Here is a 26063-nt window from a genome sequence, read left to right as displayed (position 1 = left end):
CAGATCCCCAGACATTACTCACCCGTCCGCCACTCGTCAGCAGAGTAGCAAGCTACTCTCTGTTACCGTTCGACTTGCATGTGTTAGGCCTGCCGCCAGCGTTCAATCTGAGCCATGATCAAACTCTTCAATTTAAAGTTTGATGCTCAAAGAAATTATTCTGTTATTCGTAAATGAATTTTCAGTGTCACTCTTCAAGACTTGATACTACAAAGTTTTTTTGTGATATCAATCCTGCGAGTGCCCACACAGATTGTCTGATAAATTGTTAAAGAGCATTGCGAATCAACGTTTTAACTCGTTGTCGCGAGGTGGCGTATATTACTCGCTTCACCTCAGAAGTCAATCATTGTTTTGATTTTTTCTCCTGGACCGAATCGCTTCAGTCCCTGTCACCGCGCTGCGTATCTCGCTTTGCCGTGTCAGTGGATGCGCATTATAGGGAGTTCCGTTCAGAGCGCAAGGGATTATTTAAAAAATTTTTTCGTTCGTTTCTTTTCTAACCGAACCACTCAATTTGCCACCAATTTGCTCTTTTTCTCAGCGATTTTCAGGGCAAATTCACGAACCTTTTCCCATTCCGTGTATTCAACCTCTTTGGTCTTATCCGTTTCTCCTCCGGTCATCTTCATAATCAATCCGATCATAAAGCGATCGAGCCAACGATAACGGGGATAACGTAACGCGCCAGCAAAAACGGCGACCTCATCCGGTACCCAAGAAGAAGTGCTTAAAAACTTATGCGTGTAGACATTCGTGTCGGGCGACGCTTTATCAGGTTTTCGCGCCGTAAGGTTTACCGAATAGAACGCACTATAGCGCTGACCTAACTCGTCGAGATGAGCATCGACAAACTCTGCCAACTGTGGTGCAAAGCGCCCGTAGCGAATCGATGCGCCAATAATCACTTTATCGTATAGCGACCAATCGATATTAGGTAACGCCGTTAAATCATAAAGGTCGACCTGTTGTGGAACCATATCCAGCTGGATAGCTTGCGCAATCTTACGAGTCTGGCCATCACGCGTGGAATAAAGAAGAAGAGTTTTCATTCATATACCTTATTGACGCCAGAAGGTTGGCGTGAAAAGAACGAGTAGCGTAAAAACTTCTAAACGCCCAAACAGCATAGTCGAAATAAGTATCCATTTCGCGGTGTCATTCATTGACGCAAAGTTATCTGCCACCACGCCAAGACCAGGGCCTAAGTTATTGAGTGTGGCAGCCACCGCAGCAAATGCAGAAAAGTTATCTACGCCCGTTGCGATGATCGCCATCATGCTGACTAAAAAGACTAAAGCATAAGCCGAGAAGAATCCCCATACTGCCTCGATAATTCGTTCGGGTAGGGGGCGATCCCCCAATTTGATGGTATAGACTGCGTTAGGATGCACTAAGCGCTTTAGCTCACGGTTACCTTGCTTAAAGAGTAAAAGGATACGAATCACTTTAAGCCCGCCGCCTGTCGAGCCTGCACACCCACCGATAAACGCGGTACATAATAGCAGCACGGGCAAGAATAACGGCCAATGAGCGATACCATCTGTAGTAAATCCCGATGTCGTTGCCATCGAGACAACTTGGAAAAAGGCTTGGTCTAGTGTGGCCCAAAAGCCGTGATAGACATGATGCGTCATTAAAATCAGGGTGGCGATAACAACCAGGCTTAACTGCACACCAATGAAGACGCGGAACTCCGGATCACGCCAATACACTTTAAGGTTTCGACCAGAAAGCAGCGAGAAGTGGAGACCATAGTTACAGCCAGAAATGAGAAGGAAGATTGCGATAATACTGTTGATCAGTGGGCTGTTGAAATAGCCGACACTCGAGTCATGGGTAGAAAAACCACCAATCGATATCGTTGAGAAGCTATGGCCAATCGCATCAAATAATGGCATCCCGGCAAACCATAGCGCGAGAGCACAGGCTATCGTCAGCAATACATAAATTAACCATAACGTTTTAGCCGTTTCAGCAATCCTTGGGCGCATCTTATTATCTTTTAGGGGTCCCGGCATTTCTGCGCGGTAAAGCTGCATCCCCCCTACCCCTAATATAGGTAGGATTGCTACGGCTAAGACAATAATCCCCATACCGCCTAGCCACTGCAACATCTGCCGATAAAACAATATTGCCTTGGGTAAAGTATCTAGACCGATAAGTGTTGTCGCACCGGTAGTGGTCAGGCCAGAGAATGACTCGAAAAAGGCGTCAGTGACAGAAAGATGTGGGCGCTCGGCAAACATAAAAGGCAATGCCCCAACGCTACCCAGTACTATCCAAAATAGGACGACGATAAAAAAACCTTCGCGAGGTTTGAGTTCACGCCGATGCTTACGGTTAGGCCACCAAAGTAATGAACCGATGACTAGTGCGGTGAGAAAGGTTTGGCTAAAAGCTCTTCCTGCCCCGTCTCGATAGATCAGTGCCACAAGCCCTGGCAACATCATGGTGCCGGAGAAGATAATAATTAAAAGACCTACAATACGGGTTAGGGCTCGGAATTGCATGCTGCCTGTCCTATTCGACCTGATTCAGGATTATTTATTGCTGCTGTAAATGGAGTTCACCACGACTAAACTGGCTCAGTGCCTCATTACACTCTGCTAAAAGGGCTTCAGGCAGGGCAATGTTAACCGTGACATGTTCGGTAAAATGAGTATCGAGAAGTTCACCTTGGTAACGTTGCACGATACGTTCGATCTCTGCTAACTGGCCATACTGACATTGCAGCCAATAGGCATTTTTGGGAATTTTTATTTGCCGTTCAACTTGCTTAAGGGCTAACTGTACCCCGCCACCATAGGCTTTCACTAACCCCCCCGTTCCAAGCATGACTCCACCATAATAACGCACAACAACGGCGGTAACTTCCCCCAGCCCGCTCCCCATTAATTGCGCTAACATAGGCTTACCTGCCGTTCCCGAAGGTTCACCATCATCCGAAAAGCCCAACTGTTGCGAGTCATTAGGGGCACCCGCAACAAAGGCCCAGCAGTGATGGCGTGCCGTAGGGTGTTGTTCTCGAATAACTTGAACAACACTTTTTGCGGCGTCAACGCCAACGGTATGCACAATATAGGTGATGAAACGACTTTTTTTTATCGTCTCTTCAACTATCGTTTCTGCTTGAACAGGGATCGGGTAGCTATGCATTAGGGTAGCTGTAAATCACGCGTCATATTCTCGACGTGGTCAGGCCACATGATGACATTGTCTTCAATACGAATCCCACCGTAGCCTTTCAATTCATCTATTGCATTCCAATTGAAGTGCTGGCTGTATGGGCTATTACGCCAAGGTGCGAGAAGCGACTCAATAAAGTACAAACCCGGTTCAATCGTTAGCACCATACGGGGTTCAATAATCCGCGTACAACGTAACCATGGATACTCAGCCGGGGCGGCAAGATGTGTCCCTTGGTCGTCTTGCATAAAACCGGCAACATCGTGAACTTGTAATCCGAGCGAATGGCCCACACCATGCGGCATAAAGGTAGAAGTAATATTTTCACTCACCAGTGCCTCTTCGCTGATACTTTTCATAATGCCGGTTTCGCAGAGAATAGAAGCAATACGCTGATTCATTTGCAGATGGTAGTCGCTGTAACGTTGCCCCACTGTTAACGTATCAATTAACGCCAGTTCATGTTGATTTAACGCCGCCACTAGCTCGGCATATAACGTTGTGGGTGATGCTGCATAAGACCGCGTTAAGTCGGCCGCATAACCGTTAAACTCACTGCCCGCATCTAACAAGAAACTGCGTGGTGTTTTCGGCCGCTCATGATCTAAATGGGTGTAGTGCAAGACAGAGGCATGTTCGTTGATCGCTACAATATTCCCATAGGGGACATTGGTATCACGTTGTCCTGTCGCCGCGAGATAATCATTATTGATTTGGAATTCACTTGCTCCCGCAAAGAAACTCTCGCGTGCGGCCAGATGCCCCTTCACCGCACTCTGCTGCGCTTCACGCATGCAGTACAGCTCATAATCAGTTTTAAAACTGCGATAATAATGAAGATAGTCGATGATCGGTTGCGGGTTTTGTTGTGAGGCTGGGATCCCAAGCTCTGTTGCGCGATGAGTCGCCGCCCCAAGGTAAGCCACGTTGCTGCGATCAGCCGGGAGTAAGGTTGCGATATCATTGGCCTGTTTTAACGCCACAACAGTAAATTCTCGGCTCCAAAAGGTATCTGGAAGCGGATCGACTTTGTGCCAGTAGTCGGTAGGAGAATAGAAATAGAGTGTGGGGGGAGTCTGGCCATCAATCCACAACCAGCAGTTTGCGGTTTCGATGATTGGCAACCAGGCCTTAAATAAGGGATTAACTTTAAAAGGATAAGCATGGTCATCTTGGAACGCGGTGATGAGCTCTCCAGAATGAATCAATAGTGCATCGCGCTGTGATCGCGCCAAAATAATCCGTGCGTGAGCGACCAAACTTTCAAGATGAGCACGATAGAGTGCGGGTAACGAATTCATTCTGCCTTCTCCAAACGGTTCAAAATCAGCCCATATGGTAGCACAGCTTTTTACTGGAGTGCGCAATGGCTCCTCAGCGATACGGGGCAAAACGGTATAGGTTAAAAAGCGTCGGATGGTGTGAATAGTACTTCTCAAATAAAAAGACCGATAACGGTGAGTTAATCGGCCTTTATTATGAAATCTAGGTTACTGAAAATAACTTATAAGAAAGCGAAAGCATCCCCATAAATATTTTCAGCTTGCGCGCCCGCTTCCGCACAGAAACGCTCGCGAGCGATTTTGGCCATTTCAAAGCGACCTGCAATATAGATATCATGTTCAGCAAGCGAGACGTGATCATTGAGTACCGCGGGGAGAACCGTTCCCGTGCGCCCCTGCCAATGAGCATCGGGTTGCTCGACCACCGGTATAATTTTGAGTGAGGGGTGACGTACAGCTAATGCCTCCAGCTCAGTTAAATCATACAGGTGTTGAGGCTCACGCCCTCCCCAATAGAGCTCAATCTCACGCTCTGGATTTTCCGCTAGGGCGGTTAATAGGATTGAACGGGCATAAGAAAATCCGGTGCCCCCCGCAATGAGAATAATAGGGCGTTGACCCCCTTCACGTAACCACGCATCACCATGAGGCATGTCCACTTGAATGGTTTTCTGCTGGCGAATTTTGTCCATCACCGCCATGGCATAAAGATTCATATCCGAAGCGCCAATATGTAATTCGATAATATCTTTTTCCATTGGCGTTGACGCCACAGAGAACGGACGTTTGTCTTGCTCATCCATCACAACCATTAAATATTGGCCAGCGCGAAAAGTAAATTCGGTTTCAGGGACAATCCTCACGCGATAAACGGTCTCGGTGATGGTTTCTACAGAAATTACGTTACAGCTCAAAATAGTCATTCATTACCTCTGTCAGGCATTGACAAGTTTATTGTAGTGTTGGCCTTTATTTCGTCTGAAAAATCGCTAGATCATCCCACAGGGCATCCACACGAGCGGTGACTTCAGGGTCTTTGACGATTGGTCGTCCCCATTCACGGTCTGTCTCACCCGGCCATTTATTGGTTGCATCCATTCCCATTTTTGAACCGAGTCCTGAAACAGGTGAAGCAAAATCGAGATAGTCTATGGGGGTATTTTCGACCAGTACTGTATCTCGTGCTGGGTCCATTCGTGTGGTGATCGCCCAAATAACGTCGTTCCAATCGCGAGCATTTACGTCATCGTCACACACTATCACGAATTTGGTATACATAAACTGACGTAAGAAAGACCACACGCCAAACATAACGCGCTTTGCATGCCCTGCATACTGTTTCTTAATGGTCACCACGGCTAAGCGATATGAACAACCTTCCGGCGGTAAATAGAAATCTACGATTTCTGGAAACTGTTTGATCAGTATTGGGACTAATACCTCATTCAAGGCAACACCGAGTACGGCAGGTTCATCTGGCGGGCGGCCAGTGTAAGTCGAATGGTAGATAGGCTTATCGCGATGAGTCACATGCGTCACGGTGAAAACAGGGAAGTCATCCACTTCATTGTAATAGCCAGTGTGGTCACCATAAGGGCCTTCTGGTGCCAGATCACCGGGTTCGATATACCCTTCCAACACAATTTCAGCGCTTGCTGGAACTTCCAATTCAGAAGAGAGGCATTTCACCACTTCTGTTTTGGTGCCTCTTAACAACCCGGCAAAAGCATATTCGGATAAACCATCGGGTACCGGCGTGACCGCCCCTAAAATGGTGGCGGGGTCAGCCCCCAACGCGACACTCACCGGGAAGCGTTCGCCAGGATGTTCTTTACACCATTCCTGGAAATCGAGCGCACCGCCGCGATGGGACAACCAACGCATGATCAGCCTATTTTTACCGATGACTTGTAACCGATAGATACCGAGATTTTGTCGCTCTTTATGAGGTCCGCGCGTCACCACTAATCCCCATGTAATCAGTGGGGCGGCATCTTCTGGCCAACAGCGCATGACAGGAATTTTATGTAAGTCGACTTCGTCGCCTTGTTCTACATGTTGTTGGCAAGGCGCCGAACGTAGCCTTTTAGTCGGCATATTTAAGACATTTTTGAAACGCGGCAGTTTATCAAAGAGATCACGGAACCCACGAGGAGGCTCAGGCTCTTTAAGAAATGCTAGGAGCTCTCCGACTTCACGCAGCGCACTGACTTCTTCTCTCCCCATGCCGAGGGCAACACGACGCGGCGTACCGAACAGGTTACACAATACTGGCATATCGTAACCTTTGGGGTTTTCGAATAATAACGCCGGGCCCCCTGCCCTTAAGGTCCGGTCAGCAATTTCAGTCATTTCAAGATTAGGATCGATCGGTAATGTGATTCGTTTTAATTCACCGATGGCTTCCAACTGCTGAATAAAGTCTCGTAAGTCCTGATATTTCATAACGGGTGATATCTACAATTATGATGGGCAATACTGCCATTATATGTATGAATAGCGACGGGCGCTGCGATTTATTTGGGTAAATTCCAGAATTTACTGAGATCTCCTAAGATTACCCCACAAGTAAACTATACCAATAAATATCTCTTTGTTATCATTTACCGTTACCTTTGGAGAGATTATGGCTGGTTGGTATTTACTGTATTGCAAGCGTGGGCAGATGGCTCGTGCGCAGGAGCATTTAGAGAGACAGCAAGTCACCTGTTTTGTCCCAATCATTGAGACGGAAAAGTTGGTGCGGGCCAAAGTCAAAAAGGTCTGTGAGCCACTCTTCCCGAACTACCTTTTTTTGCGGTTCGATCCAGAGATCATTCATACTACCACCATCAGTGCCACACGTGGAGTCAGCCATTTCGTTCGCTTTGGCTCAACGCCCGCTCTTGTCCCCGAACAAGTGATCACCAGTTTGCAGGCCTGTCCCTCAGAGAGCCCTTTCTGTCCCGCTCTCCCGCAAGCGGGTGAAAGCGTCATGATTACTGGCGGTATCTTTGAAGGGATGAGCGCTATTTACCAAGAAACTGATGGCGAAACACGCTCAATCTTATTGCTCAATCTGTTAAACAAGACAGTGGCACGCAGCGTTGAGAACGACGCATTTACCAAAAAATAACTATAAACCGCTGAGACCGAATAAACGCCGGGCGTTACTATCGGTTTGCACCGCTAAGCTTTGCGCATCTTCACCGCGCCAGGTTGCGACCTGATGGACTATATGAGGAAGATAACAAGGTTCATTACGCCTTGAGGGTGGCCGTGGCCGCATATCTCGCGGAAGTAGATAAGGGGCATCGGTTTCGAGTAATAAGCGAGCAGCAGGGATCAGTGGTAATAGTTCCCGAACCTCCCCCCCACGCCGTTCATCGCACACCCATCCGGTAATACCAATCATCATGCCCTGCGCAATATAGTCCTCGAGTTCCTTACGCGTACCGGTGAAACAGTGCACCACTACCGCGGGAAGTTTGTCTAACCATGGCGTGAGAATCGCCATAAAGCGATCGTGCGCTTCGCGACAATGAAGAAAGACTGGCATTGATAATTCAGCCGCTAACTCAAGTTGCGCATTGAACGCGTACTCTTGTTGCTCAGGGACAGAGATATTTCGATTGTAATCTAGGCCACACTCACCAATAGCGACCACTTGAGGTTGGCGCGCTAACCGGCGAAGCGTGCCAGCGGTTTCTTGCGACCATTCACTGGCATGATGTGGATGAACGCCGGCAGTGGACCAACAGTAGCCTGGATGTTGTGTAGCGAGAGAGTGTGCTTGCTGGCTTTCGAGTGCATTCGTTCCGGTAATTAAAATCCCAGTGATGCCTGCCTGCTGAGCACGAGTGACGATCTGTTTTCTATCTTTTGCAAACTGCGTACTTGTTAGGTTAACACCAATATCAAACATCTTATTTTCCAACGCGAGGCCACACTTAGGTGGCCTGGTTCAACGTTGTTCCGCAGCTTATCCCGCAGAACCTGAGAGGGGGACCTCAGGATTCGCTATCCTGTTCCTTATCCCAACGTCCTTTTCCTACATAATAACGGGAGAAGAATACGCCGACTTCGAATAGGCAGTACATCGGAATAGCGAGTAAAGTTTGAGAAAAAACGTCAGGAGGTGTTAACAGCATCCCTACGACAAACGCACCCACCAAGATATACGGTCGTTTTTTACGGAGATCATCAGGCGTGGTTAAGCCGGTCCAACACAACAGGACTATTGCGATGGGGACTTCAAAGGCAACACCAAAGGCTAGGAAGATCGCCATAACGAAGTCGAGGTAGTTACTGATATCGGTGGCAATCTGTACGCCTTGTGGAGCCGTCTTAGCAAAGAAACCAAACGCTAGCGGGAAGACAATAAAATAGGCAAATGCTACTCCCACGTAAAACAGCAGGCTACTCGAGAAGAGTAACGGCATCACCAGTTTGCGTTCATGGCGATAGAGTGCCGGTGCGATAAAGGCCCAGACTTGGTAAAGGATGACGGGCACTGCCAAAAAGACTGAGACAATAATGGTCAGTTTAATCGGGGTAAAAAAGGGTGACGCGACATCTGTCGCAATCATGCTCGCACCAACCGGCATTTGTCGAATAAGCGGCGCGGCAATCATTTGATAAATATCATTAGCGAAATAGATTAAAGCTAGAAAAATAACAAATACAGCAATAATACAGTTAAGCAGCCGCTTACGTAGCTCAATTAAGTGGCTGATTAGCGGTTGAGTATCTTCGACATCCATTAACTTTTATCTTCGCTAGTAGAGTGGGTTGCTTCTTTTACGACGCCAGAAGCCGCTTCAACCGCTGAGGTTGGCTTGGCCGCAGGAGCCGCTTCAACCGCTGGGGTTGGCTTGGCCGCAGTAGGCGCTTTTTCATCTTCAGGGGTCACTAAGCGTGAGGAACTCACCGTTGGCTGAGTCGTTTGGCTGTCTGGCTGGGGCTGGCTCGACGCTGAGGCTTTCGCTTTTTCTACTGAATCTGTGTGAGAGGCTAAATCTTCACTGCGCTCAGTCTCAATCGATTCATGATAGGTTTGCTTCACCGAATCAGCCGTTTTGCGTAGCTCTTCGATTGACTCTTTCAGCTCTGGGGAAAGCATGCCTTTACCGGCCTCTTCCACCTTTTTAACGCTGTCCTGCAGCTCTTGAAGCTTGAGTTCTTGCGCCAGTTCATGCTGTACGTTGGCAGCCAAAGAACGGATAGCACGGATCCAACCGACGACGGTTTTGACCGCTACGGGGAGTCGTTCAGGGCCTAAGACAACAAGCCCTATAACGAAAACCAACAGTAACTCGCTAAATCCAATATCGAACACGGGTTATACCTGATCTTTGTCTTTATGCTTAACTTCAGATTGCGAAGCGCTTTCAGAATCAGAGAGGGATTTTGTCGAGAATTCGGCATCCTGATCTTTTTTCGTTTCATCGTCGCTCATTGCTTTTTTGAAACCTTTGATTGATGACCCTAAATCGGAGCCTAAATTACGCAGCTTTTTTGTTCCGAAGAAAAGGATAACAATAACGGCAATGATGAGGAGTTTGGTAATACTTATCCCAGCCATGATGACCTCAAATGATAATAGCTTGTTAATTAAAATTGATCATACCAGATGTTTAACGGCAATGCTGTGCTCTACCATGACTCTTTACGTAGTTTTTCGCCAGCCCACTATCCAGCTAATCAAGGCTCCTGCCAGTAATCCCCCCGACATCCACTTCAATTCCGGGTGAACCAGCATTACTGCTGTGCTACTCAGCAAACAGATGGCGCCCATTCCCCACAAGTATCGAACTTGTATATGACGGTTATGCTGTTGGTTGAGTTGATCGGCGAGCTTATCAACACTATGCTTTAACAATTTATGGTGATGAAGCGTATCGAAGACCAGTTCAGGCAGTTCAGGTAGACGTTCCGCCCACATAGGGGCCTTGGTTTTTACCGTACGCCAGAGCGCAGGGAGGCCCACTTGATCTTTAATCCACTCTTCAAGGAAAGGCTTCGCCGTTTTCCATAAGTCCAGTTGCGGATAAAGTTGGCGACCAATACCTTCAATATAAAGTAAGGTTTTTTGTAACAGTACCAGTTGCGGCTGGACTTCCATATTGAAGCGACGAGCTGTGTTGAAAAGATTAAGTAACACATGACCAAATGAGATTTCAGCCAGTGGTTTTTCAAAGATTGGTTCGCAAACCGTTCTGATTGAAAACTCAAAATCCTCAACATTAGTGTCTGGTGGTACCCAGCCAGAATCCACATGTAGTTCAGCTACGCGTCGATAATCACGATTAAAAAAGGCGATAAAGTTTTCTGCGAGATAGCGTTTATCGTTTTTATTTAATGAGCCGACAATCCCACAGTCAATGGCAATATATTGTGGATCATCGGGATGATCATGACTGACAAAAATATTACCGGGATGCATATCCGCATGGAAGAAACTGTCACGAAACACTTGGGTAAAGAAGACCTGTACCCCACGCTCGGCGAGGAGTTGCATATTAATGCCTCGCTCTACCAGTGTTTGCGTCTCAGAGATAGGAATACCGTAGATGCGTTCCATCACCAACATCGTTTCACTACCATAATCGGAATAAATCTCCGGCACATACAGCAGGTTATTCCCTTCAAAATTACGGCGTAGTTGGATGGCGTTAGCCCCTTCGCGTAGGAGATTTAACTCATCAATCAGAGTTTTTTCGTAATCTTTAACAACTTCAATCGGGCGCAGGCGACGACCATCCGGTAAGATCCTCGGCAGCCAGCTCGCTAGCCGATAAATCAGTCGCATATCGGCTTTGATCACGGGCAGGATATCGGGACGGATTACCTTAATCACGACATGCTTTTGATTCTCTTTGAGAATAGCCGTGTGGACTTGCGCGATCGATGCCGAGGCTAAGGGATTGATATCAAAATCGTCGAAGTAGGTTTCAACCGGCCCACCTAGCGATTTTTCAATCTGCGCTTTAGCGCGAGCACCATCAAAAGGCGGAACACGGTCCTGAAGCGAGGCTAACTGATCTGCAATTTCAGGGGGGAAAAGATCGCGTCGAGTTGACAGCATTTGTCCCAGCTTGATCCAGACCGGACCTAACTGCTCAAGGGCAAGACGAAGACGTAAACCAATTGCCTTATCTTGGTGCCTATTCGGTATCCAAAAAACACCCTTACGCCAAAGCCTAAGCGGCAAGGCTAAACGAGTTCGAGGAATTAACTCATCTAATCCGTAAGTTAAAAATATACGAATAATAAAATAGAGCCGACGCAATTCACCAAACGTCATAGAGTCTCCAATTTCGATAAACGATCGTCTAACGCCTGACACTGTCGGGCGACAGCCTGCGCTTCTTCACAAAACCACGCTTGTTCAAGAGCACCCGGTACAACGCGCCACTCTTCAATCAGCGTATCACTGACCTGTGACTGCCGTCGAAGAAAGGTTCGCTGGACGAAGTTAGCGATATTTTTACCCGTCTGGGTCACCGATTGCGAGAATAAATCCCCGACCCAAGGCGCGAGATACTCGGCAGGGTCGAATTCTGCTAAATCGATCAACGTTGAAAAGAGCTGAATGACCTGTAGATCACCGTCTACCTCGACTTGACTCGACTTAATCAACGATGTCAGGTTTTTACGATCCTGAAGCTGAGGTAGCACAGTGATGCTTAGCGTGACGGTACAATCACTGTCGGGCGTTTCCATATTCAATACATCGATCTGCTGGTCGCTGAAGTACAGCACTAGCGGCTGACGCAGCTCACGAATATTGAGGGTAAGAATTTTCCCTTTTAAGCGCTGCCGAGTACTTTTCGCCCCGCGATCCTGCCAGAGCGTTCGGTTAAGTCCTTGCTCAAGTAGCGCCGTGATCATTGGCATGGTTGGCATTAAAATTTATACCCGCGATGAAGCGCAACAATCCCACCCGTCAGGTTGTAATAAGTGCTGTTCTCGAACCCGACGTCTTCCATCATCTGTTTTAACGTCTCTTGGTCCGGATGCATACGGATAGATTCAGCAAGATAGCGATAGCTTTCGGCATCGTTCGCGACGAGCTGCCCAATACGGGGCAGAATATGGAAAGAATACGCATCGTAAACCTTACTGAGTGGCGCGAGCAGTGGTTTAGAGAACTCTAAGACTAATAGACGACCGCCTGGCTTTAAAACACGGAACATCGATGCCAGCGCTTTGTCTTTGTCTGTAACATTACGCAGGCCAAAAGAGATGGTAATACAGTCAAAATAGTTATCAGGGAAAGGTAGCGCTTCAGCATTCGCTTGTACGTAGCTCACATTCCCCGCAATGCCGAGGTTACGCAGTTTCTCGCGTCCCATTTTAAGCATTGAACTGTTGATATCCGCCAGTACGACTTCACCGGTTTCGCCCACTAGACGAGAAAATTTTGCGGTTAAATCACCGGTTCCGCCCGCAAGGTCGAGTACACGTTGACCACGACGCACACCACTGCAATCAATAGTAAAGCGTTTCCAAACCCGATGGATACCCATCGACATTAAGTCGTTCATCAGGTCGTATTTTGCTGCAACGGAATGGAATACATCGGCTACTTTGCCGGCCTTTTCATCTTTAGCTACGGTTTGAAAGCCAAAGTGGGTGGTGTCCTTGGAATTATCTGCCATCTGTATTTACCTGCTTAGTCAATGCGTCTGTATCAAGTGTATCAGAGTCCGGCTCATCTGACATGGCTTGTTCGGTTAATTGCTTGTCTATAGGACGTTTTACCTCAACCCCTAACTGTCGGAATGCTTCCGTTTGTGCCAGCATATTACCACGCCCATGGGTAAGCTTTTTCATCGCCTGATGGTAACTAGATTGGGCCTTATCCAATGTGCCACCCAGCATCGTCATATCCTCTACAAATAGCCGCATTTTGTCGTAGAGTTTTGCCGCGCGCTCAGCGATTTTTTGCGCATTCTGACTTTGATGCTCGTAGCGCCATAGATTATTAATGGTCCGCAATGCCACTAACAACGTGGTAGGGCTGACCAGCATGATATTATGCGCTAACGCTTCATTGATCAGTTCGGGTTCCCGATCCAACGCCAAAAGAAAAGCAGGTTCAACGGGAATAAACATCAAAACGTAATCAAGACTGCGTAACCCTGGTAACCCTTGATAATCTTTGCGACCTAGCCCACGAATGTGCTGACGCACGGCCAAAATATGTTCTTGAGCGGCTTGCTGCCGCACGACGTCATCCGTGGCATTAAAATAGCGTTCATAAGCGACCAAGGTCATTTTAGCATCGATTACCACATCTTTCTGTTGAGGTAATCGCACAATAATATCGGGTTGATAGCGCTTTTGTTCGCTCTGGATACTGACTTGGGTCTGGTATTCATACCCTTCGCGCAGTCCAGAAGCTTCTAACACACGAGCGAGAACAACTTCTCCCCAGTTACCCTGAATTTTGTTATCCCCCTTCAGGGCATTGGTAAGATTAAGGGCTTCTTGTGCCATTTGGCTATTCAGTTGTTGTAACTGTTTTATTTCATGCGTAAGCGTATGTCTTTCTCGGGCCTCTTGACTAAAACTCTCACTAACATGCCGACGAAATCCATCGAGCTGCTCACGTAATGGCGATAATAGCCCACTCAGACTTTGGCGATTCTGTTCGTCGACCCGACGATGGCTCTGTTCAAAAATCCGGCTGGCTAAGTTTTCAAACTGCGTGGTGAGCCGTTTTTCGCTGTCGGTCAATAACTGATGCTTCTCTTCCATCGCACGTTGCGACTCTTGCCAACGTGTGGTGACTTCCCTTAGCTCGGCCTCTTGCGCACGATTAAGGTCGAATTGATGGCGTAATTCTTGATTGAGCTGTTCGGTCTGTTGCTGCCAGTAGTCAAGTTGTTGGAGTTTTTCCTGCGCCGCCGCGGCTTTAGCATGCCACTCGCTCTGTCGTTGCTGTAACAGCTGCAGCTGCTGTTGCTGATCATGGCCACGTTGCTCGCTAAGCTGTAAGTTCTGCGTGAGGTGTACGAACTCCGCCTCCCTCACTGCCGTGCTACGTCCTGTCCGTAGGATAGCCACTAACCACCCCACTACGATGCCGCATAATACCAAGGCCACATAGATTACATTCTGAAAATCCAAGATTACCCTCTTAATGTTTTGGTCAATTAGCGTGAACTCAACGCGAGTTTTGCAGCGAATAACACAAAAACACCTGCTGTAACGCGGTTCATCCACTGAATAATTTTAGGCTGCCGTAAATAACCCGATGCCTTTGCGGCGATATTGATCAACACCGTCGACCACAATGTTCCCATGACAACATGGATGGAGACCAACAAGAATGTCCACATCACTGGCGATTGGCCCACTGGGATAAATTGCGGCAAAAAGCTGACGTAGAAAATACCCATTTTGGGGTTTAACACATTCCCTAAACAACCCCGTAAAAACCAATTTGTCGTTTTAGGTTGATTGCTCGTCGAGGCGATGTCTAAGGGTTGGGGACGGGCGAGAATAAGCTGTATCGCTAACCAAAGTAAGTATGCCGCGCCAATCCATTTTAAGCAGTCATAGGCAACTTGGGAGGCCGCAAGCAGCGCACCAAGGCCTAACGCCACGATTGCCCCCCAAATAAAACAGCCCGCATTAATCCCTAACGCCGCCTTAAAGCCATTCTTACGGCCTTCGGCGATAGAGGTTCTTAGTATGAGGGCTGTGTCGAGTCCAGGGGTCAAGGTTAGGAGCATTGCTGCAAGGCTAAAGGTTAAGAGTGTCGCTATCATTACAATCCACCTCATGAGTTAATTGAGCTAATAGCAACACTATACGTTTTCTGCCTAATAAAGCGAGAGCGGTTTACAGCAGGCGACGCGCCGCTTCCACAACGATACGTATCGCCATACTTTCGGTATTCTGCATGGTACTTTCGTCCGGGATCTCTTGCTGTGTGCGGTTCACAATCACGCCTGCGATCATCCCTGCACGTAGCCCTTGGCTCGCACACTGCGTAAATAGGGTGGCCGATTCCATTTCATAGTTAAGCACCCCCATCAGTTGCCATTCTTGTAAGCTACCTTGGAAGGCACTGACTACACGTCCAGAATAGGTATCGTAGCGTTCTTGACCTGAATAGAAGGTATCAGAAGAAGCCGTAATACCGATATGGGTCGAGGCACCCAAGGCTTTAGCAGCGTCGACTAAGGCAGTGGTACAGCTAAAGTCCGCTACCGCCGGAAACTCTATCGGTGCAAAATGACGGCTTGCTCCATCGAGTCTTACGGCACCCGTCGTGACTAATACATCACCGACTTGAATATCCGGTTGAATAGCGCCCGTTGTGCCAATACGTAAAAAAGTACGGATCCCCAATTGTGCTAACTCTTCTACCGCGATGGAGGTTGAAGGCCCACCGATCCCTGTCGAGCAAACGATCACCGCTTGCCCATCGATTTCCGCCCGCCAAGAAGTAAATTCGCGATGCGAGGCCAATGGCTGAGGATTATCCATTAACTCGGCAATTTTTCTAACTCGTTCTGGCGCCCCAGGAACAATGGCTAGTGTCGCGCCTTGTAAATCGGCTTTCGTTAAACCAAGGTGAAAAACTTCTGCTTTCGACATACGACCCTCACTTGTGCTGGAAATTATTGACGTTAATCTTATGACACCCTAGCGGAAGGCCAACTATTGTAACTAGAAAAATCGATAACGTTCTCGAAATTAGTGTTTTAGTCACTCCCTTTACCGCCAAAGTGGTCACGTATTGTCCATTCCGTTAATACTCGGCGAGCCCCCGCAAAGTGCTGCTGCCAAAATGGATTATCAAGCTGACTGATACGAATAGCTAAGCCGGTGCGCGGCGCTTCAATAAATTGGTGGTTGCCTAAATAAACGCCTACGTGGTCGGGGGAAGTTTGTCGATGGATCCTGAAGAAGAGTAGGTCACCTCGGCGTAAGCGTTCCGGGCTGACTGCGCGCATCCGTTTATCGCTAAACAGCGTGCTTGCTGTGCGCGGGAGCGGCCAATTAACATAGTTTCGAAAAGCAAACCAAACTAAACCACTGCAATCAAATCCTTGATTAGGGGTTTGTCCCCCCCAGCGATAAGGGAGTCCGATCTGTGCCTGCAGGGTATCGATCACCTTTTCGAGTGTGGCCAATAATGTCGGCGATCCGGTTTCTCGTAATAACTCCTCAGGCGGTAACAGCGCCCAGCCCAAGCCACTGTCTCCAGGGATAACCCCCCGATTCAATAGAAAAAGGGAGCGTTGCCGACGCCGTTTCTTATCTTCAGTCGAGTTAGTCGCATTAGCCGTTGCAACATCTGACTGCCGATGCGTTGCCTCCTGCCATAAACGCAGCCGATTCCGCTCGCGTTGCTGTTTATCGGCGGAATGCTGATTCGAGGCAGTTGCCGCCTCGGCATAAGCGCAGGATGTCGCGAGGATAACCATCGCGATCAGCAAATAACGTCCCCTTACCCTCACTATTTATCCGCTGACGATGCCGATATAGAGTGCGCTGCAGGCATAGCAAAGGATTTCTCCCAATCAGACAGCCCAGACGCGGAGAGAATAATAAACTCTATACGACGGTTAATCGCGTTGGCCGGCTGCTGCGGATCCAGCAGTTTCTTATCCGCCACCCCAGAAATCTGGATGATTTTATCGCTTTCCATTCCAGCACGTAATAACACCTGCCGTGCAGATTGCGCACGATTAACGGATAAACTCCAATTATCATAAAACGGATTTTGTTGATAAGGGGTCGCATCGGTATGACCGATGATCATCAGATGAGAGCCGCTCTGTTTCAATGCCGGGACTAGGCTGGCTAACAACTGTTGGAAATAGGTCGTTACCTTAGCACTGCCGCGCTCGAACATCATGCGATGCTGATCATCGTTCACCACGACTCGAATGCCTTGGGCTAACCGTTCAATTCGCATATTACTCTGCGCTTGTTTGCCTATCATCAGGCTTTGCAGTGCTTGCTGTAATTGTCGTTGCTCTGCATCGCTCTGTTTAGCACTCGCCTGCTTAGGCTGGTCGGTTGGTGAATTTGCCGGGGATTGGGATGGCCCGGTGGAATTGCCCACAGCGCTGGGCGTCACTTCCGGAGCATTGGCGGGCGCGGGGTCGTGAGCAGAAAAGGAAATTGGGCTGTAAGAGTGGCTATCAAATATCGACTGATTATTTAAGGTGTACATGATCGCTTTGCGATCTTTTTCCGAGACCTGTCCCATAATCCACATCACCATGAACAGGGACATCAACGCCAGCATAAAGTCTGCAAAAGCCACTTTCCATGCTCCGCCATGCCCGCCAGCATGGGCACGACGCGAACTGCGCTTAATAATCGTAGTATGGCCTTTCTGACGTCCACTCATGCCGCTTGTGCATCCTGACGGGTATCGACCCAATTTTCCAGCTGCGCGAAGGAAGGTTTACTGTCCACAGGTAACATCTTACGCCCCGCATCCACAGCGAGGAGCGGTGGCTTGCCCGCCACTTGATTCACCATGATGGTGCGCAAACATTCGAAAGAGGTCATCTTCTTTTTCACCAATTGCTCCATCGCATTGGCTAAGGGGTCGATAAGGCAGTAGGAAATAAATACGCCGAGGAAGGTACCAATCAGCGCTGCGGCCACTTTCACGCCGACGATGGCTATTGATCCATCAATAGATTGCATCGTGATCACAATCCCTAATACCGCGGCACAGATCCCAAACCCAGGCATGGCCTCCCCCATTCTCTGCAAAGATCGCGAGGCTTGCAGCAGGTTCTCTTCGACCGAATTAAGTTCTTGCTCTAATAACCCTTCCAGCTCATGCTCGTTAATTTTTCCCATGGCCATCATCCGAAAGTTATCCGCGATAAAGGTACAGAGTTCGGTATCGCTGGCAATAAGAGGATAACGTTGAAACAGCTCGCTATCGGTAGGGTTTTCAATATGGTTATCGAGGCTTCTTAACCCCCCATTTTGTACGCTGTCCAATAGCTCATACATCAGCATTAAGAGTTGCTGCGAATACTCCGCGTTGTACCGACTTTTACGCATGACCTCTTTAAGCTGTGCGAGGATCTGCTTTAGTACCGTGCCAGCATTGGCGAGGACTAAGGTGCCAATACCACAACCCAAAATGATAACAATCTCTCCAGGCTGCCAAAATGCCGCCAGGCGACCGCCAGAGTGTAAATACCCCCAAATTAAACAGATAAATACAATAAGTATTCCGCCTATCTTTAACATACCGACTCACTTTGCTTTATATGAGCGACTAACTTATCGTTTAATCGCTTGTTTAATTGACAGACACGCGCTTCGCTCACTTCCAATACCAAGGCGATCTCTTTTAAATTCATTTCATGGTGGTAATAGAGCGTAAGGATTAATTGTTCGCGTGGATCCAAAATCGCTATCGCCTGCGAGAGTTGCTGCTGTCTGGCGTAAAAGCGTTCGGGATCCTCGCGATGCGTGCCGAACTGTGCCTCGCCCTCACCTTCCATGACTGCGTCAAGGCTCTCTACGCTGGCTAGATACTCGCTTTGTAGATAATCGTGATAGGTCTGTGCGTCGATCGCTAAGGCGTGTTGGAGATCGCTAAAAGTCGGCTCCCGCCCCAACTTTTGGCTAACTTGCTGAATTTGATGCGAAAGTTGATGAGTTTTCTGCCTAACCGTTCTGGGTCGCCAATCGGCCTGACGTAATTCATCGAGAATCGCGCCTCGAATACGGTATTTCGCATAACCTGGAAATTCCGCATCGGGTATGCCATATCGGCGTAAGGCCGTTAACAACCCCACTAAGGCAATTTGCTGTAAATCGTGGCTATCGATAACCGCATTGGCGTGATAACTCAGCTGCCGTAAGATTTTATTCACTAACGGCAGATACTGCTGAATATAACCGGCCTCCTGCTCTGCAGTGAGGGCGTCGGTTTGCGCATAATCATTGACTGACATGTTGTCCACTTACTGGAAAACCATTTTACTGATCATAATGTCGTCGAAAGGCAACGTCTGAAAGCCAAGCTGCTTTGCCTCGTCTTGATACCGCTTAAGTAATTGATCGTGCAACGCAGGGAGCGTACGCGACCGAACCTCATCGAATGGCTGATTATTCAGCAGCGCCACCGTCGCGCTTCTTACCGCCGGTTCAAAGGCCTGAGCTTGTGTTGATTGCTCTTCGCCTCGAACGACCAACACAATATCTAACAACAGGTAGCGTGGACGATTCTCTTCAGCCTGCAACGTAATAACGAGGTCTTTGATTTCGATAAAACTGGCCTGCGGGGGTTTACTCTTAAACCAACTGCCCATCCCCTGTGTCCCGTTATTTTCAGCCTTATGGTCGGCCATCAACCACCATCCACCCGCACCAATCACTGCGAGGAAAATAACGATTAAGACAAGGATGAGTGATTTCTTCATGGCAGACTCTTATAGCGTAATTAAAATGGAGTGATCGGTCGCCGACGCCTGAGTGTCGGTAAGGCTAAGATGATTAGCGGAGATGACCTTAGGATTTTGTGGCTGAGGAGCCTGGCGGCGTTGTTGATGGCCCTGAGACGAGACATCGACTGCCACCTGCCCCCCCTGACTGAGGGTTAAGCTCTCTTTTAACTCATTAGCCGTTTGTTGGACGAGTTGCTGGGTCTCAGGTACCTCTGCGTGGATATGCAGTTGTAATGCCCCAGCATTCATATGCAACGTAATCGTCATCGCTCCGAGTTCAGCGGGGTGTAATTGCAGCTCGACACTCTGCTGATGTTGAGTGATCTGCCAGGCTATGTGGCCACTGAGAGCGGTCACTAAGGGTTGCGCATAGCCAGTTTGATCGCGGTTCAGCGTTAGCGGTAATGTCAACATGCTCGGATCCCCGGCTTTCAGCGATGCGCTAGGTGTGGTGAGCACAGTCTCCCCCGCTGGCAATACAACGTTCAAGGCATCTGCTGGCGGCACGTCAGCCAATGTCTGCTCCACGACAAGTGGAAGTGCTGCACTATCTGTACCCCGTAATGGGCGTGAGGTTTGCTCACTCTGGCCCGTTAACGAGCGTTCAATCGGTGGCGGGAAGAAGAATAGGCTCGAAATGGCTATCCCCGTCTCCTGCTCTGACTGATGCGGGGCGTCAGCTATCACCGCGCTATCGTCTGTAACCGGCTCCGATCTTGCTCGATATTTTGACGCACTCAAGGCGAGGTCTACTCGTGGCATGTCGACTAACGACAGGGGCGTTGCCTCCGCCACCAAGCGGTCAGAGTTCTGCCCTTGGCGGATTGCCTGGCGATAAGAAAGCTGAGCCTGCAGACTCTCCATTAGCGGTTGAGCGTTTTCGGCTGTCAGCCCATCGACAATAGGAGCGGCGACCTCACTGGTAGTGCTGCTATCTCCCTCTTCTGGCGACAATAAAAACTGCATCGCTGACGACTCGGCTTGTGCCGAGACCTCGACAGCCGAGTTAGGCGCCGTGGAGGGCAAGATCAAGGTCGGAGAAGCTAGCGAAATCGCGTTCATTCATCTATCCCGAGAAACTCTCAGCATCACCGAAACAGGCGTATGCCGCCATCGCTTCACGGTCATCCAGCGTTTTTTGAATTTTATGCCACAACGTATCGGCGTGACGTTGGCATTCTGCCAAGCTAGCGTGATAAAAATGCTGGAGTTCGCGGCGCTGCTGCTCAGTCTCGCCCTCGGCCTGTAGGATTAAGGTGAGTCGTTGATTCACAATAGATAAGGCATCCCAATCCTGCAGGCGAATCGCCTCATCGACGGCGAGAACTAACTGTTTCAAGCGGCGCTCATCCAGCATTTTATACCGCCATCTCGCGCCAACCGGCTTCGATCTCGGTTAATAATGACTCTACCTCGGTAATTTTATCGACCGAGAGTTGGTGGCTGGCTTCGTAAAGACAGCGGACGGCATAGTCGTAGAGACTGGCTAATGATCTTGCTAGCTCGCCACCTTGCTCAACGTTCAGCGCACTGCTCAAGGCATTGAGGAGATCAATACAGCGATTGATACTGTGCGCTTTTTGTTCATAGCGTTTCGCGTGAATATGGCTTTTCGCTCTCACCAATTCATCCATCAGTCCACTGAACATAATCAGTACGAGCTGATGAGGGGTTGCGGTAGCGACTTGTCGCTCCAAATCGGCAGAAAGATAATCATAGCCATCAAGGTGGTCATTACTGTACATAATCGGTCTCGTTAACCTAATAAGCTGCTAAGCGTATTGTTCATATCCTGCATCGCACTTTTTAATTTCGTAAACTGCGTTAAGTAGCGGTTATAGGCATCGTTATAGCGGGTGGTAATTTTCGTCTGCCGGTCGGTAATATCACTTTGTTGTCGATCGAGAACCTCTTGGCGGCTTTGCAGGACACCATGGCTGGTGCTGAGATAGTTATTCATCGATTTATCAATGCTCGAGAGGAGGCCTTGGCTATTAAAGAATTGATTGATCGATTGTGGATTCTTACTAAGTTGTGTTTTCAGAGTATCGCTGTTCAGTGTCAGCTTGCCGTCTTTATCAGAGGTCACCCCAAAGCGGGTCATATCAAAGCCATTCGCCGTTCCGCGGATTACACTGTTTAGTTCAGTATTCAGCGATGAGACCAAGCCATCGTTGCCGCCGGTCGCCGAGCCTTGGGTATCTAATACCGAACGTAAGCTGTTATAGGCGTCGATAAAGCTCTGCAGATTTTTTTGGGTGCCGCTAGTATCTGTACCGACCGTCAGGGTTAACGGAGCGTCTGCTGCGGTGACCGTTTGTAGATTGATGGTGACCCCTTCAATCAGAGAGTCTAATTTATTAGAGCTACTACTGAAGGCCAGAGAGCCGATACTGACTTTCGCATCTTTCGCCGCAGAGATCTCTACGCCTTGATTGAGCGCCGCTGCCGTTTGACTGTCCAATTGGCTGGTCGTTAAGGTCAAGGCATTGGCGACACCGCTTTCGTCGCTACTTAGCATCAGCTGGACTTTGCCGTCGGTTTTAATTAATGAGGCGGTGACGCCGGGATTATCGGTTGCTTGATTGACGGCATCGGCGAAATCAGCCAACGAAGTCAGCTTGCCCATCTCAATCGAGATGCTTTTATCTTTAATCGCTAAGGTCAGTGAACCGCTCGCCTGCTTCACCATCTCGTCGGTGAGGCCGGTGTACGCCGTCTGCTGGGCCGAGGCGAGCTGACTCACATTCAGCGAATAGGTCCCGCGATTCGCTTGCGAAGTCGTCGTCACTGTCGCGACGGTTGATTGACTTAAGGTGGCACTATTGGCCAACATCCCTTGCGTCGAACTATTAAGGCTGGCAAGACTGCTGCGAAAGGTAGTGAGGGCCGTTTTTAATTTGCTGAGGTTGTTACTTTGCGTGGTCAGTGAGCCTTGCTGTTTAGTGGCTGCACTTTGCGACGCTTGAATATCGTATCCGGCCATTTGCGTCGCGAGGGTTTGCGGATCAAGAGAACTGATATCGGTCATGGTGGTTATACCCGCTTAAAAAAACTCATCAACTGACTAGGGATCGGCTTTATGTTCCTTGTTAAGCAATAATCATGCCAACTTATTAAGTGCCGCCCCATGGCTGATAAGAAACGACAAAGCGGAAGATGAACTTCCGCTTTATGGATGAAGAGGAAAGATGAGGGTCACTCCCTCTCACTAGGCTGCTTAGCCTAAGATACTCATCACTAGGCTCGACATGCTGTTCGACTGCTTAAGCATTGAAGTACTGGTTTGTGCCAGCATTTGGCTACGTGTCATTTTCGAGGCTTCCGACGCGAAGTCAGCATCTTGAATGTTACCCAGCGCTTGATCGGTGTTATCTTTCATATTGGTTAAGTTCGCAGCCGCATGGCTTAGACCATTGATTGACGCACCGAAAGAAGAACGTAGGCTAGAGACGTTATCTAATGCCGTATTCAAGGTATCAATCATCGCATTAGCGTTGGCAGTACCCGAAACAGCTGGTTTATTGTTTGTCGCATCGGCTGCGGTATCTTGTACGGAAGCCGTCGATAACGTATCAATGCTACTAAACACATTTTTGAGTTGTGCTGAGACATCGACTTTAGTGGTTTCACCGCTTTCCGAACCGGTTTGGAAGATCATTGCATCGCCCATTTTCGCTTTGCTAGTTACCGTTCCAGTTGCGTCTTTAGTGTCGCTGAATAACTTATTGCCCGCGTAAGAGGTATTGCCCATGATGCTGCTAAGCTCTGTTTTTAGGCTATCCATCTCAGTGTCAATCGCTTTACGGCTATCTGCAGTATTGGTGTCAGTTGCGCCTTGCGTCGCCAGATCTTTCATGCGGTACATGATATTACTGACTTCATCCATCGCCCCTTCACCGGTCTGCAGCATGGTGGAGGCATCGGCGATATTACGCTGAGCAACCGCCATACCATTGGTTTGACCTTGCAGGCGGGTGGCGACTTGCAGGCCTGCCGCATCGTCAGACGCCTTAGTAATACGTTTACCGGTGCCTAAATGCTCCATTGCGGTGGCCAATGTGGTGTTGGCTTTTTGTAATGCGTTGCTGGCAGACATTGCGGATGAGTTAGTAAAGAGTGTAATAGCCATCTGGCGGCTCCTTCAAAAGTGGACGATGTGTAGTAACTAAAGTTAATAACGACTGGCGTCTCACAAAAATAAAGGGCTAAAGGTTTTTTTTTCTATTCACCGATAATTAACTGATAAACCACGGCGGTCGGGAGATTCGCTTGGCACTGTAAGGCTTGATTTAAGCTCCGAAATCCGCCATGGCACGCCGCAAGCTGCTGGCGAACAAGCTTTGCCAAGCGCAACGCTTGCTGCCGCCCTACTGGGATGGCACGTTGCGCTAACTGTTGATCGACTTGTTGCCGATGCCATAATAATTTTTGCCGTTCTTGCTGTAAATGTCGAACCGCTTGTTCTGCATTGAATGAGGTGGCTGTTGTGCCGCCAGCCAGCAACTGCTGCAACTGTTGTTCAAAACAAGTAATGGGCAGTGGACGCAATAACGTCAAGCTATCCGCCGCAAAACAGATGCCTCCGCCGCGCACTGTCCAATGAGCAGAGTGAAACCACTGGCTTTCCGGTAACGTGAATAACAATCGCTGTGTCGGCAAGTCGTAATAACACCAAATCCTAAACTGACCTAACGCGCGATTCAGCGCAAAAAGTCGTTGCCCTAATGACATTTCTGGCGTGATAACCAGTGAGGCCCAACGGCGAAATGTCCCTTCGCCTAAGGCAAAAGTGATAATTTCACGTTGCTCAGTCACCATTAAGGTTTCTAATGCCTCACACTGAAAAATAATTTGTGCGGGGCGATCTAAGCAGGCGGTAAAATTACGGTCTACTGTCCCACCGGATTGCTGCACACGCCGTTCAACCAGCTGACGAGTACGTTGTAGCTGTCGCTGTCGCTTTTCTCGACTCATCGTCTGTGCCAAGCCCCTCAGCGATAACTCGGTTTCGTTCAAATAGTCGCTGGCACGCTGTACGGCAGTAATTTGTAGATTTAATTGGGTATTAAATCGCTGAGGATCACGACTGATCAGCAATTCGTCCGGAAACCGTAATCCCTGTCGTGATGAGGAGACGCGTTCAATCACCTCATTGGCGGTCGGCACGGTGCTGGATTGTGAACGCGTTGCCCCATCACTGCTGAGGGGGCGATTAAAAGAGCCGGAAGAGAGTGGTGATAACATGGTTAAATCACATCAAAGAGAGAAAACTGATTCATTAAACCATAAGCCTTACTGCTGTATTCCACCGTCTTCATCCACGATTGCAATTGCAGCGTTGTTTCTGCGGTGTCGGTGCTTTGTAAGTGGTTTAAGACTTCACTGTTGGCGGCGGTCAGATCGGTATACATATCCGAAAGCTGCGTAAGCTGATTTTGTCTGCTGCCGATCGACGCTCTGGCGCTACTGACCTTATCCGACGCATCGCTACTCTGTTGGATCAAGGCTGAAAGCGTCGTACTGTCTGCCAAGGATTGGCTCGAAGACTGGGTAAGTTCACCGATCTTATTCAAGAAACTGAGAGGGTCGCTACCCGCAGCGAATAACGAACTTACCGTCGTTCCAGCGCTAATACGTTGCTGTTGTCCCACTTGGACGCTTTGTATTTCCTCATTCCCCTGCCATTGGTACTTACCGTCTACCTTAATCACCGGAGGTTGACTATTATTGGTACCGGCGAAAATATAGTGCCCCTGCGCATCTTGGCTATTGAGGAGGTTAACTATCCCTTCACTCAGGCTGGAGAGTTGGGCCGAGTAACCCGCCGCCGTACTCGCCGATTGCGTAGCATTATTCATACTGCGGAGCTGGTCTTGGAGAGAGAGCACCAGATCACTCATGCTGCTTAATAGCGTATCTTGACGCGTCAAGGCATCGTTCGCCGAAGTAATATTCTGCTGATATTGCGCGGTGATTGCCTGTTGTTGGGTCACGGCAGCGGTGCGGGCAGCATTAAGCGGATCCTCTGAAGGTAAGGTTTGCTTTTGCTGCGTGGCTAACTGATCCTGTAGTTTCTGTATTTGGGTATTGCCTGCTTCTAAGGTCGCCAACATTCTTTGCGGCTGGCTGAGACTACTGATACGCATAATGATCT

The 26063-nt window shown here is 48.7% G+C and carries 29 protein-coding genes and 1 rRNA gene; 1 reads left to right on the top strand and 29 read right to left on the bottom strand.

The window, feature by feature from the left end:
* The 7 genes from BMX14_RS11170 to ubiD all read right to left on the bottom strand — a co-directional run.
* A 16S ribosomal RNA gene (locus tag BMX14_RS11170) occupies window positions 1-134 on the bottom strand; the annotation flags it as partial.
* A 378-nt stretch (window positions 135-512) separates the two neighbouring features.
* Window positions 513-1052: a menaquinone-dependent protoporphyrinogen IX dehydrogenase gene (gene hemG / locus BMX14_RS11165; protein ID WP_092676821.1), complete on the bottom strand. Its 540-nt coding sequence runs from the start codon at window positions 1050-1052 to the stop codon at window positions 513-515.
* A 9-nt stretch (window positions 1053-1061) separates the two neighbouring features.
* Window positions 1062-2513 carry a Trk system potassium transporter TrkH gene (gene trkH / locus BMX14_RS11160; protein ID WP_092676819.1) on the bottom strand — a complete coding sequence of 484 codons (1452 nt, stop codon included), beginning with the start codon at window positions 2511-2513 and terminating at the stop codon, window positions 1062-1064.
* A gap of 34 nt (window positions 2514-2547) precedes the next feature.
* Window positions 2548-3159 (bottom strand): IMPACT family protein, encoded by a 612-nt coding sequence (locus BMX14_RS11155; RefSeq protein WP_092676817.1) that lies wholly within the window; start codon window positions 3157-3159, stop codon window positions 2548-2550.
* Entirely contained in the window at window positions 3159-4490 is a 1332-nt protein-coding gene (gene pepQ / locus BMX14_RS11150; RefSeq protein ID WP_092676815.1) for a Xaa-Pro dipeptidase, read from the bottom strand. The genes BMX14_RS11155 and pepQ overlap by 1 nt, the downstream gene beginning before the upstream one ends.
* A 203-nt stretch (window positions 4491-4693) precedes the next feature.
* The gene (gene fre / locus BMX14_RS11145) at window positions 4694-5395 is read right to left on the bottom strand and encodes an NAD(P)H-flavin reductase (protein ID WP_092676813.1); all 702 of its coding nucleotides are present in this window, start codon (window positions 5393-5395) and stop codon (window positions 4694-4696) included.
* Between the two features lie 46 nt (window positions 5396-5441).
* Window positions 5442-6917: a 4-hydroxy-3-polyprenylbenzoate decarboxylase gene (ubiD, locus tag BMX14_RS11140; protein WP_092676811.1), complete on the bottom strand. Its 1476-nt coding sequence runs from the start codon at window positions 6915-6917 to the stop codon at window positions 5442-5444.
* A 181-nt stretch (window positions 6918-7098) separates the two neighbouring features.
* Between ubiD and rfaH the strand changes: the two genes are divergently transcribed.
* The gene (gene rfaH, locus BMX14_RS11135; protein WP_092676809.1) at window positions 7099-7587 is read left to right on the top strand and encodes a transcription/translation regulatory transformer protein RfaH; all 489 of its coding nucleotides are present in this window, start codon (window positions 7099-7101) and stop codon (window positions 7585-7587) included.
* On the opposite strand, the gene tatD is transcribed toward rfaH, so the two are convergent.
* The 22 genes from tatD to BMX14_RS11025 form a co-directional block, all read right to left on the bottom strand.
* Complete coding sequence (gene tatD, locus BMX14_RS11130) at window positions 7588-8376, bottom strand: 3'-5' ssDNA/RNA exonuclease TatD (RefSeq protein WP_092676807.1); 789 nt, start codon at window positions 8374-8376, stop codon at window positions 7588-7590. It abuts the gene before it with no gap.
* 85 nt (window positions 8377-8461) lie between these two features.
* The gene (gene tatC / locus BMX14_RS11125; RefSeq protein WP_092676805.1) at window positions 8462-9214 is read right to left on the bottom strand and encodes a Sec-independent protein translocase subunit TatC; all 753 of its coding nucleotides are present in this window, start codon (window positions 9212-9214) and stop codon (window positions 8462-8464) included.
* Window positions 9214-9789 (bottom strand): Sec-independent protein translocase protein TatB, encoded by a 576-nt coding sequence (gene tatB / locus BMX14_RS11120; protein WP_092676803.1) that lies wholly within the window; start codon window positions 9787-9789, stop codon window positions 9214-9216. The genes tatC and tatB overlap by 1 nt, the downstream gene beginning before the upstream one ends.
* 3 nt (window positions 9790-9792) lie before the next feature.
* Window positions 9793-10035 carry a twin-arginine translocase TatA/TatE family subunit gene (gene tatA / locus BMX14_RS11115; protein WP_092676801.1) on the bottom strand — a complete coding sequence of 81 codons (243 nt, stop codon included), beginning with the start codon at window positions 10033-10035 and terminating at the stop codon, window positions 9793-9795.
* 84 nt (window positions 10036-10119) lie between these two features.
* Entirely contained in the window at window positions 10120-11757 is a 1638-nt protein-coding gene (gene ubiB, locus BMX14_RS11110; protein ID WP_092676799.1) for a ubiquinone biosynthesis regulatory protein kinase UbiB, read from the bottom strand.
* A complete protein-coding gene (ubiJ, locus tag BMX14_RS11105) occupies window positions 11754-12359 on the bottom strand; it encodes a ubiquinone biosynthesis protein UbiJ (protein ID WP_092676798.1) in 606 nt (201 codons plus the stop codon). Before ubiJ ends, ubiB begins: the two co-directional genes overlap by 4 nt.
* Window positions 12359-13114: a bifunctional demethylmenaquinone methyltransferase/2-methoxy-6-polyprenyl-1,4-benzoquinol methylase UbiE gene (ubiE, locus tag BMX14_RS11100; RefSeq protein WP_092676796.1), complete on the bottom strand. Its 756-nt coding sequence runs from the start codon at window positions 13112-13114 to the stop codon at window positions 12359-12361. The genes ubiJ and ubiE overlap by 1 nt, the downstream gene beginning before the upstream one ends.
* Window positions 13104-14588, bottom strand: a complete 1485-nt coding sequence (gene rmuC / locus BMX14_RS11095; RefSeq protein WP_092676794.1) for a DNA recombination protein RmuC — start codon at window positions 14586-14588, stop codon at window positions 13104-13106. The genes ubiE and rmuC overlap by 11 nt, the downstream gene beginning before the upstream one ends.
* Before the next feature lie 26 nt (window positions 14589-14614).
* The gene (locus tag BMX14_RS11090) at window positions 14615-15238 is read right to left on the bottom strand and encodes a LysE family translocator (protein ID WP_092676841.1); all 624 of its coding nucleotides are present in this window, start codon (window positions 15236-15238) and stop codon (window positions 14615-14617) included.
* Between the two features lie 67 nt (window positions 15239-15305).
* Entirely contained in the window at window positions 15306-16067 is a 762-nt protein-coding gene (udp, locus tag BMX14_RS11085; RefSeq protein ID WP_092676792.1) for a uridine phosphorylase, read from the bottom strand.
* Window positions 16068-16174: 107 nt separating this feature from the next.
* A complete protein-coding gene (locus tag BMX14_RS11080) occupies window positions 16175-16912 on the bottom strand; it encodes a C40 family peptidase (protein ID WP_230527439.1) in 738 nt (245 codons plus the stop codon).
* 20 nt (window positions 16913-16932) lie between these two features.
* A complete protein-coding gene (locus tag BMX14_RS11075) occupies window positions 16933-17835 on the bottom strand; it encodes a flagellar motor protein MotB (protein WP_092676791.1) in 903 nt (300 codons plus the stop codon).
* On the bottom strand, window positions 17832-18701 hold the full coding sequence (gene motA / locus BMX14_RS11070) for a flagellar motor stator protein MotA (RefSeq protein WP_092676789.1): 870 nt from the start codon (window positions 18699-18701) through the stop codon (window positions 17832-17834). The genes BMX14_RS11075 and motA overlap by 4 nt, the downstream gene beginning before the upstream one ends.
* A complete protein-coding gene (locus BMX14_RS11065) occupies window positions 18695-19414 on the bottom strand; it encodes a FliA/WhiG family RNA polymerase sigma factor (protein ID WP_092676787.1) in 720 nt (239 codons plus the stop codon). Before BMX14_RS11065 ends, motA begins: the two co-directional genes overlap by 7 nt.
* A 9-nt stretch (window positions 19415-19423) precedes the next feature.
* Window positions 19424-19882, bottom strand: coding sequence for a flagellar basal body-associated FliL family protein (locus tag BMX14_RS11060; protein ID WP_092676785.1), 459 nt, complete (start codon window positions 19880-19882; stop codon window positions 19424-19426).
* Between the two features lie 9 nt (window positions 19883-19891).
* Window positions 19892-20968: a flagellar hook-length control protein FliK gene (locus BMX14_RS11055; RefSeq protein ID WP_092676784.1), complete on the bottom strand. Its 1077-nt coding sequence runs from the start codon at window positions 20966-20968 to the stop codon at window positions 19892-19894.
* Between the two features lie 4 nt (window positions 20969-20972).
* Window positions 20973-21245: a hypothetical protein gene (locus BMX14_RS11050; protein ID WP_143056414.1), complete on the bottom strand. Its 273-nt coding sequence runs from the start codon at window positions 21243-21245 to the stop codon at window positions 20973-20975.
* A gap of 19 nt (window positions 21246-21264) precedes the next feature.
* Window positions 21265-21651, bottom strand: a complete 387-nt coding sequence (gene fliS, locus BMX14_RS11045; protein WP_092676780.1) for a flagellar export chaperone FliS — start codon at window positions 21649-21651, stop codon at window positions 21265-21267.
* Window positions 21652-21662: 11 nt separating this feature from the next.
* The gene (gene fliD, locus BMX14_RS11040) at window positions 21663-22937 is read right to left on the bottom strand and encodes a flagellar filament capping protein FliD (RefSeq protein WP_230527437.1); all 1275 of its coding nucleotides are present in this window, start codon (window positions 22935-22937) and stop codon (window positions 21663-21665) included.
* Between the two features lie 189 nt (window positions 22938-23126).
* The gene (locus tag BMX14_RS11035) at window positions 23127-24038 is read right to left on the bottom strand and encodes a flagellin N-terminal helical domain-containing protein (protein WP_177173138.1); all 912 of its coding nucleotides are present in this window, start codon (window positions 24036-24038) and stop codon (window positions 23127-23129) included.
* 92 nt (window positions 24039-24130) lie between these two features.
* Entirely contained in the window at window positions 24131-25153 is a 1023-nt protein-coding gene (locus tag BMX14_RS11030; RefSeq protein WP_092676778.1) for a hypothetical protein, read from the bottom strand.
* A 2-nt stretch (window positions 25154-25155) separates the two neighbouring features.
* Window positions 25156-26055, bottom strand: coding sequence for a flagellin N-terminal helical domain-containing protein (locus BMX14_RS11025; RefSeq protein ID WP_092676776.1), 900 nt, complete (start codon window positions 26053-26055; stop codon window positions 25156-25158).
* Window positions 26056-26063: the final 8 nt, after the last annotated feature.

The sequence above is a fragment of the Rosenbergiella nectarea genome, assembly GCF_900111105.1.
Lineage (GTDB): Bacteria > Pseudomonadota > Gammaproteobacteria > Enterobacterales > Enterobacteriaceae > Rosenbergiella > Rosenbergiella nectarea.
This window is presented reverse-complemented; position numbering and strand designations above follow the sequence as displayed.

What these genes read in the sequence shown, in the direction of transcription:
- hemG (WP_092676821.1), bottom strand. Translation starts at nt 1,052, where the DNA reads ATGAAAACTCTTCTTCTTTATTCCACGCGTGATGGCCAGACTCGTAAG.
- trkH (WP_092676819.1), bottom strand. Translation starts at nt 2,513, where the DNA reads ATGCAATTCCGAGCCCTAACCCGTATTGTAGGTCTTTTAATTATTATC.
- BMX14_RS11155 (WP_092676817.1), bottom strand. Translation starts at nt 3,159, where the DNA reads ATGCATAGCTACCCGATCCCTGTTCAAGCAGAAACGATAGTTGAAGAG.
- pepQ (WP_092676815.1), bottom strand. Translation starts at nt 4,490, where the DNA reads ATGAATTCGTTACCCGCACTCTATCGTGCTCATCTTGAAAGTTTGGTC.
- fre (WP_092676813.1), bottom strand. Translation starts at nt 5,395, where the DNA reads ATGACTATTTTGAGCTGTAACGTAATTTCTGTAGAAACCATCACCGAG.
- ubiD (WP_092676811.1), bottom strand. Translation starts at nt 6,917, where the DNA reads ATGAAATATCAGGACTTACGAGACTTTATTCAGCAGTTGGAAGCCATC.
- rfaH (WP_092676809.1), top strand. Translation starts at nt 7,099, where the DNA reads ATGGCTGGTTGGTATTTACTGTATTGCAAGCGTGGGCAGATGGCTCGT.
- tatD (WP_092676807.1), bottom strand. Translation starts at nt 8,376, where the DNA reads ATGTTTGATATTGGTGTTAACCTAACAAGTACGCAGTTTGCAAAAGAT.
- tatC (WP_092676805.1), bottom strand. Translation starts at nt 9,214, where the DNA reads ATGGATGTCGAAGATACTCAACCGCTAATCAGCCACTTAATTGAGCTA.
- tatA (WP_092676801.1), bottom strand. Translation starts at nt 10,035, where the DNA reads ATGGCTGGGATAAGTATTACCAAACTCCTCATCATTGCCGTTATTGTT.
- ubiB (WP_092676799.1), bottom strand. Translation starts at nt 11,757, where the DNA reads ATGACGTTTGGTGAATTGCGTCGGCTCTATTTTATTATTCGTATATTT.
- ubiJ (WP_092676798.1), bottom strand. Translation starts at nt 12,359, where the DNA reads ATGCCAACCATGCCAATGATCACGGCGCTACTTGAGCAAGGACTTAAC.
- ubiE (WP_092676796.1), bottom strand. Translation starts at nt 13,114, where the DNA reads ATGGCAGATAATTCCAAGGACACCACCCACTTTGGCTTTCAAACCGTA.
- udp (WP_092676792.1), bottom strand. Translation starts at nt 16,067, where the DNA reads ATGTCGAAAGCAGAAGTTTTTCACCTTGGTTTAACGAAAGCCGATTTA.
- BMX14_RS11075 (WP_092676791.1), bottom strand. Translation starts at nt 17,835, where the DNA reads ATGAGTGGACGTCAGAAAGGCCATACTACGATTATTAAGCGCAGTTCG.
- motA (WP_092676789.1), bottom strand. Translation starts at nt 18,701, where the DNA reads ATGTTAAAGATAGGCGGAATACTTATTGTATTTATCTGTTTAATTTGG.
- BMX14_RS11065 (WP_092676787.1), bottom strand. Translation starts at nt 19,414, where the DNA reads ATGTCAGTCAATGATTATGCGCAAACCGACGCCCTCACTGCAGAGCAG.
- BMX14_RS11060 (WP_092676785.1), bottom strand. Translation starts at nt 19,882, where the DNA reads ATGAAGAAATCACTCATCCTTGTCTTAATCGTTATTTTCCTCGCAGTG.
- BMX14_RS11055 (WP_092676784.1), bottom strand. Translation starts at nt 20,968, where the DNA reads ATGAACGCGATTTCGCTAGCTTCTCCGACCTTGATCTTGCCCTCCACG.
- fliS (WP_092676780.1), bottom strand. Translation starts at nt 21,651, where the DNA reads ATGTACAGTAATGACCACCTTGATGGCTATGATTATCTTTCTGCCGAT.
- fliD (WP_230527437.1), bottom strand. Translation starts at nt 22,937, where the DNA reads ATGACCGATATCAGTTCTCTTGATCCGCAAACCCTCGCGACGCAAATG.
- BMX14_RS11035 (WP_177173138.1), bottom strand. Translation starts at nt 24,038, where the DNA reads ATGGCTATTACACTCTTTACTAACTCATCCGCAATGTCTGCCAGCAAC.
- BMX14_RS11030 (WP_092676778.1), bottom strand. Translation starts at nt 25,153, where the DNA reads ATGTTATCACCACTCTCTTCCGGCTCTTTTAATCGCCCCCTCAGCAGT.
- BMX14_RS11025 (WP_092676776.1), bottom strand. Translation starts at nt 26,055, where the DNA reads ATGCGTATCAGTAGTCTCAGCCAGCCGCAAAGAATGTTGGCGACCTTA.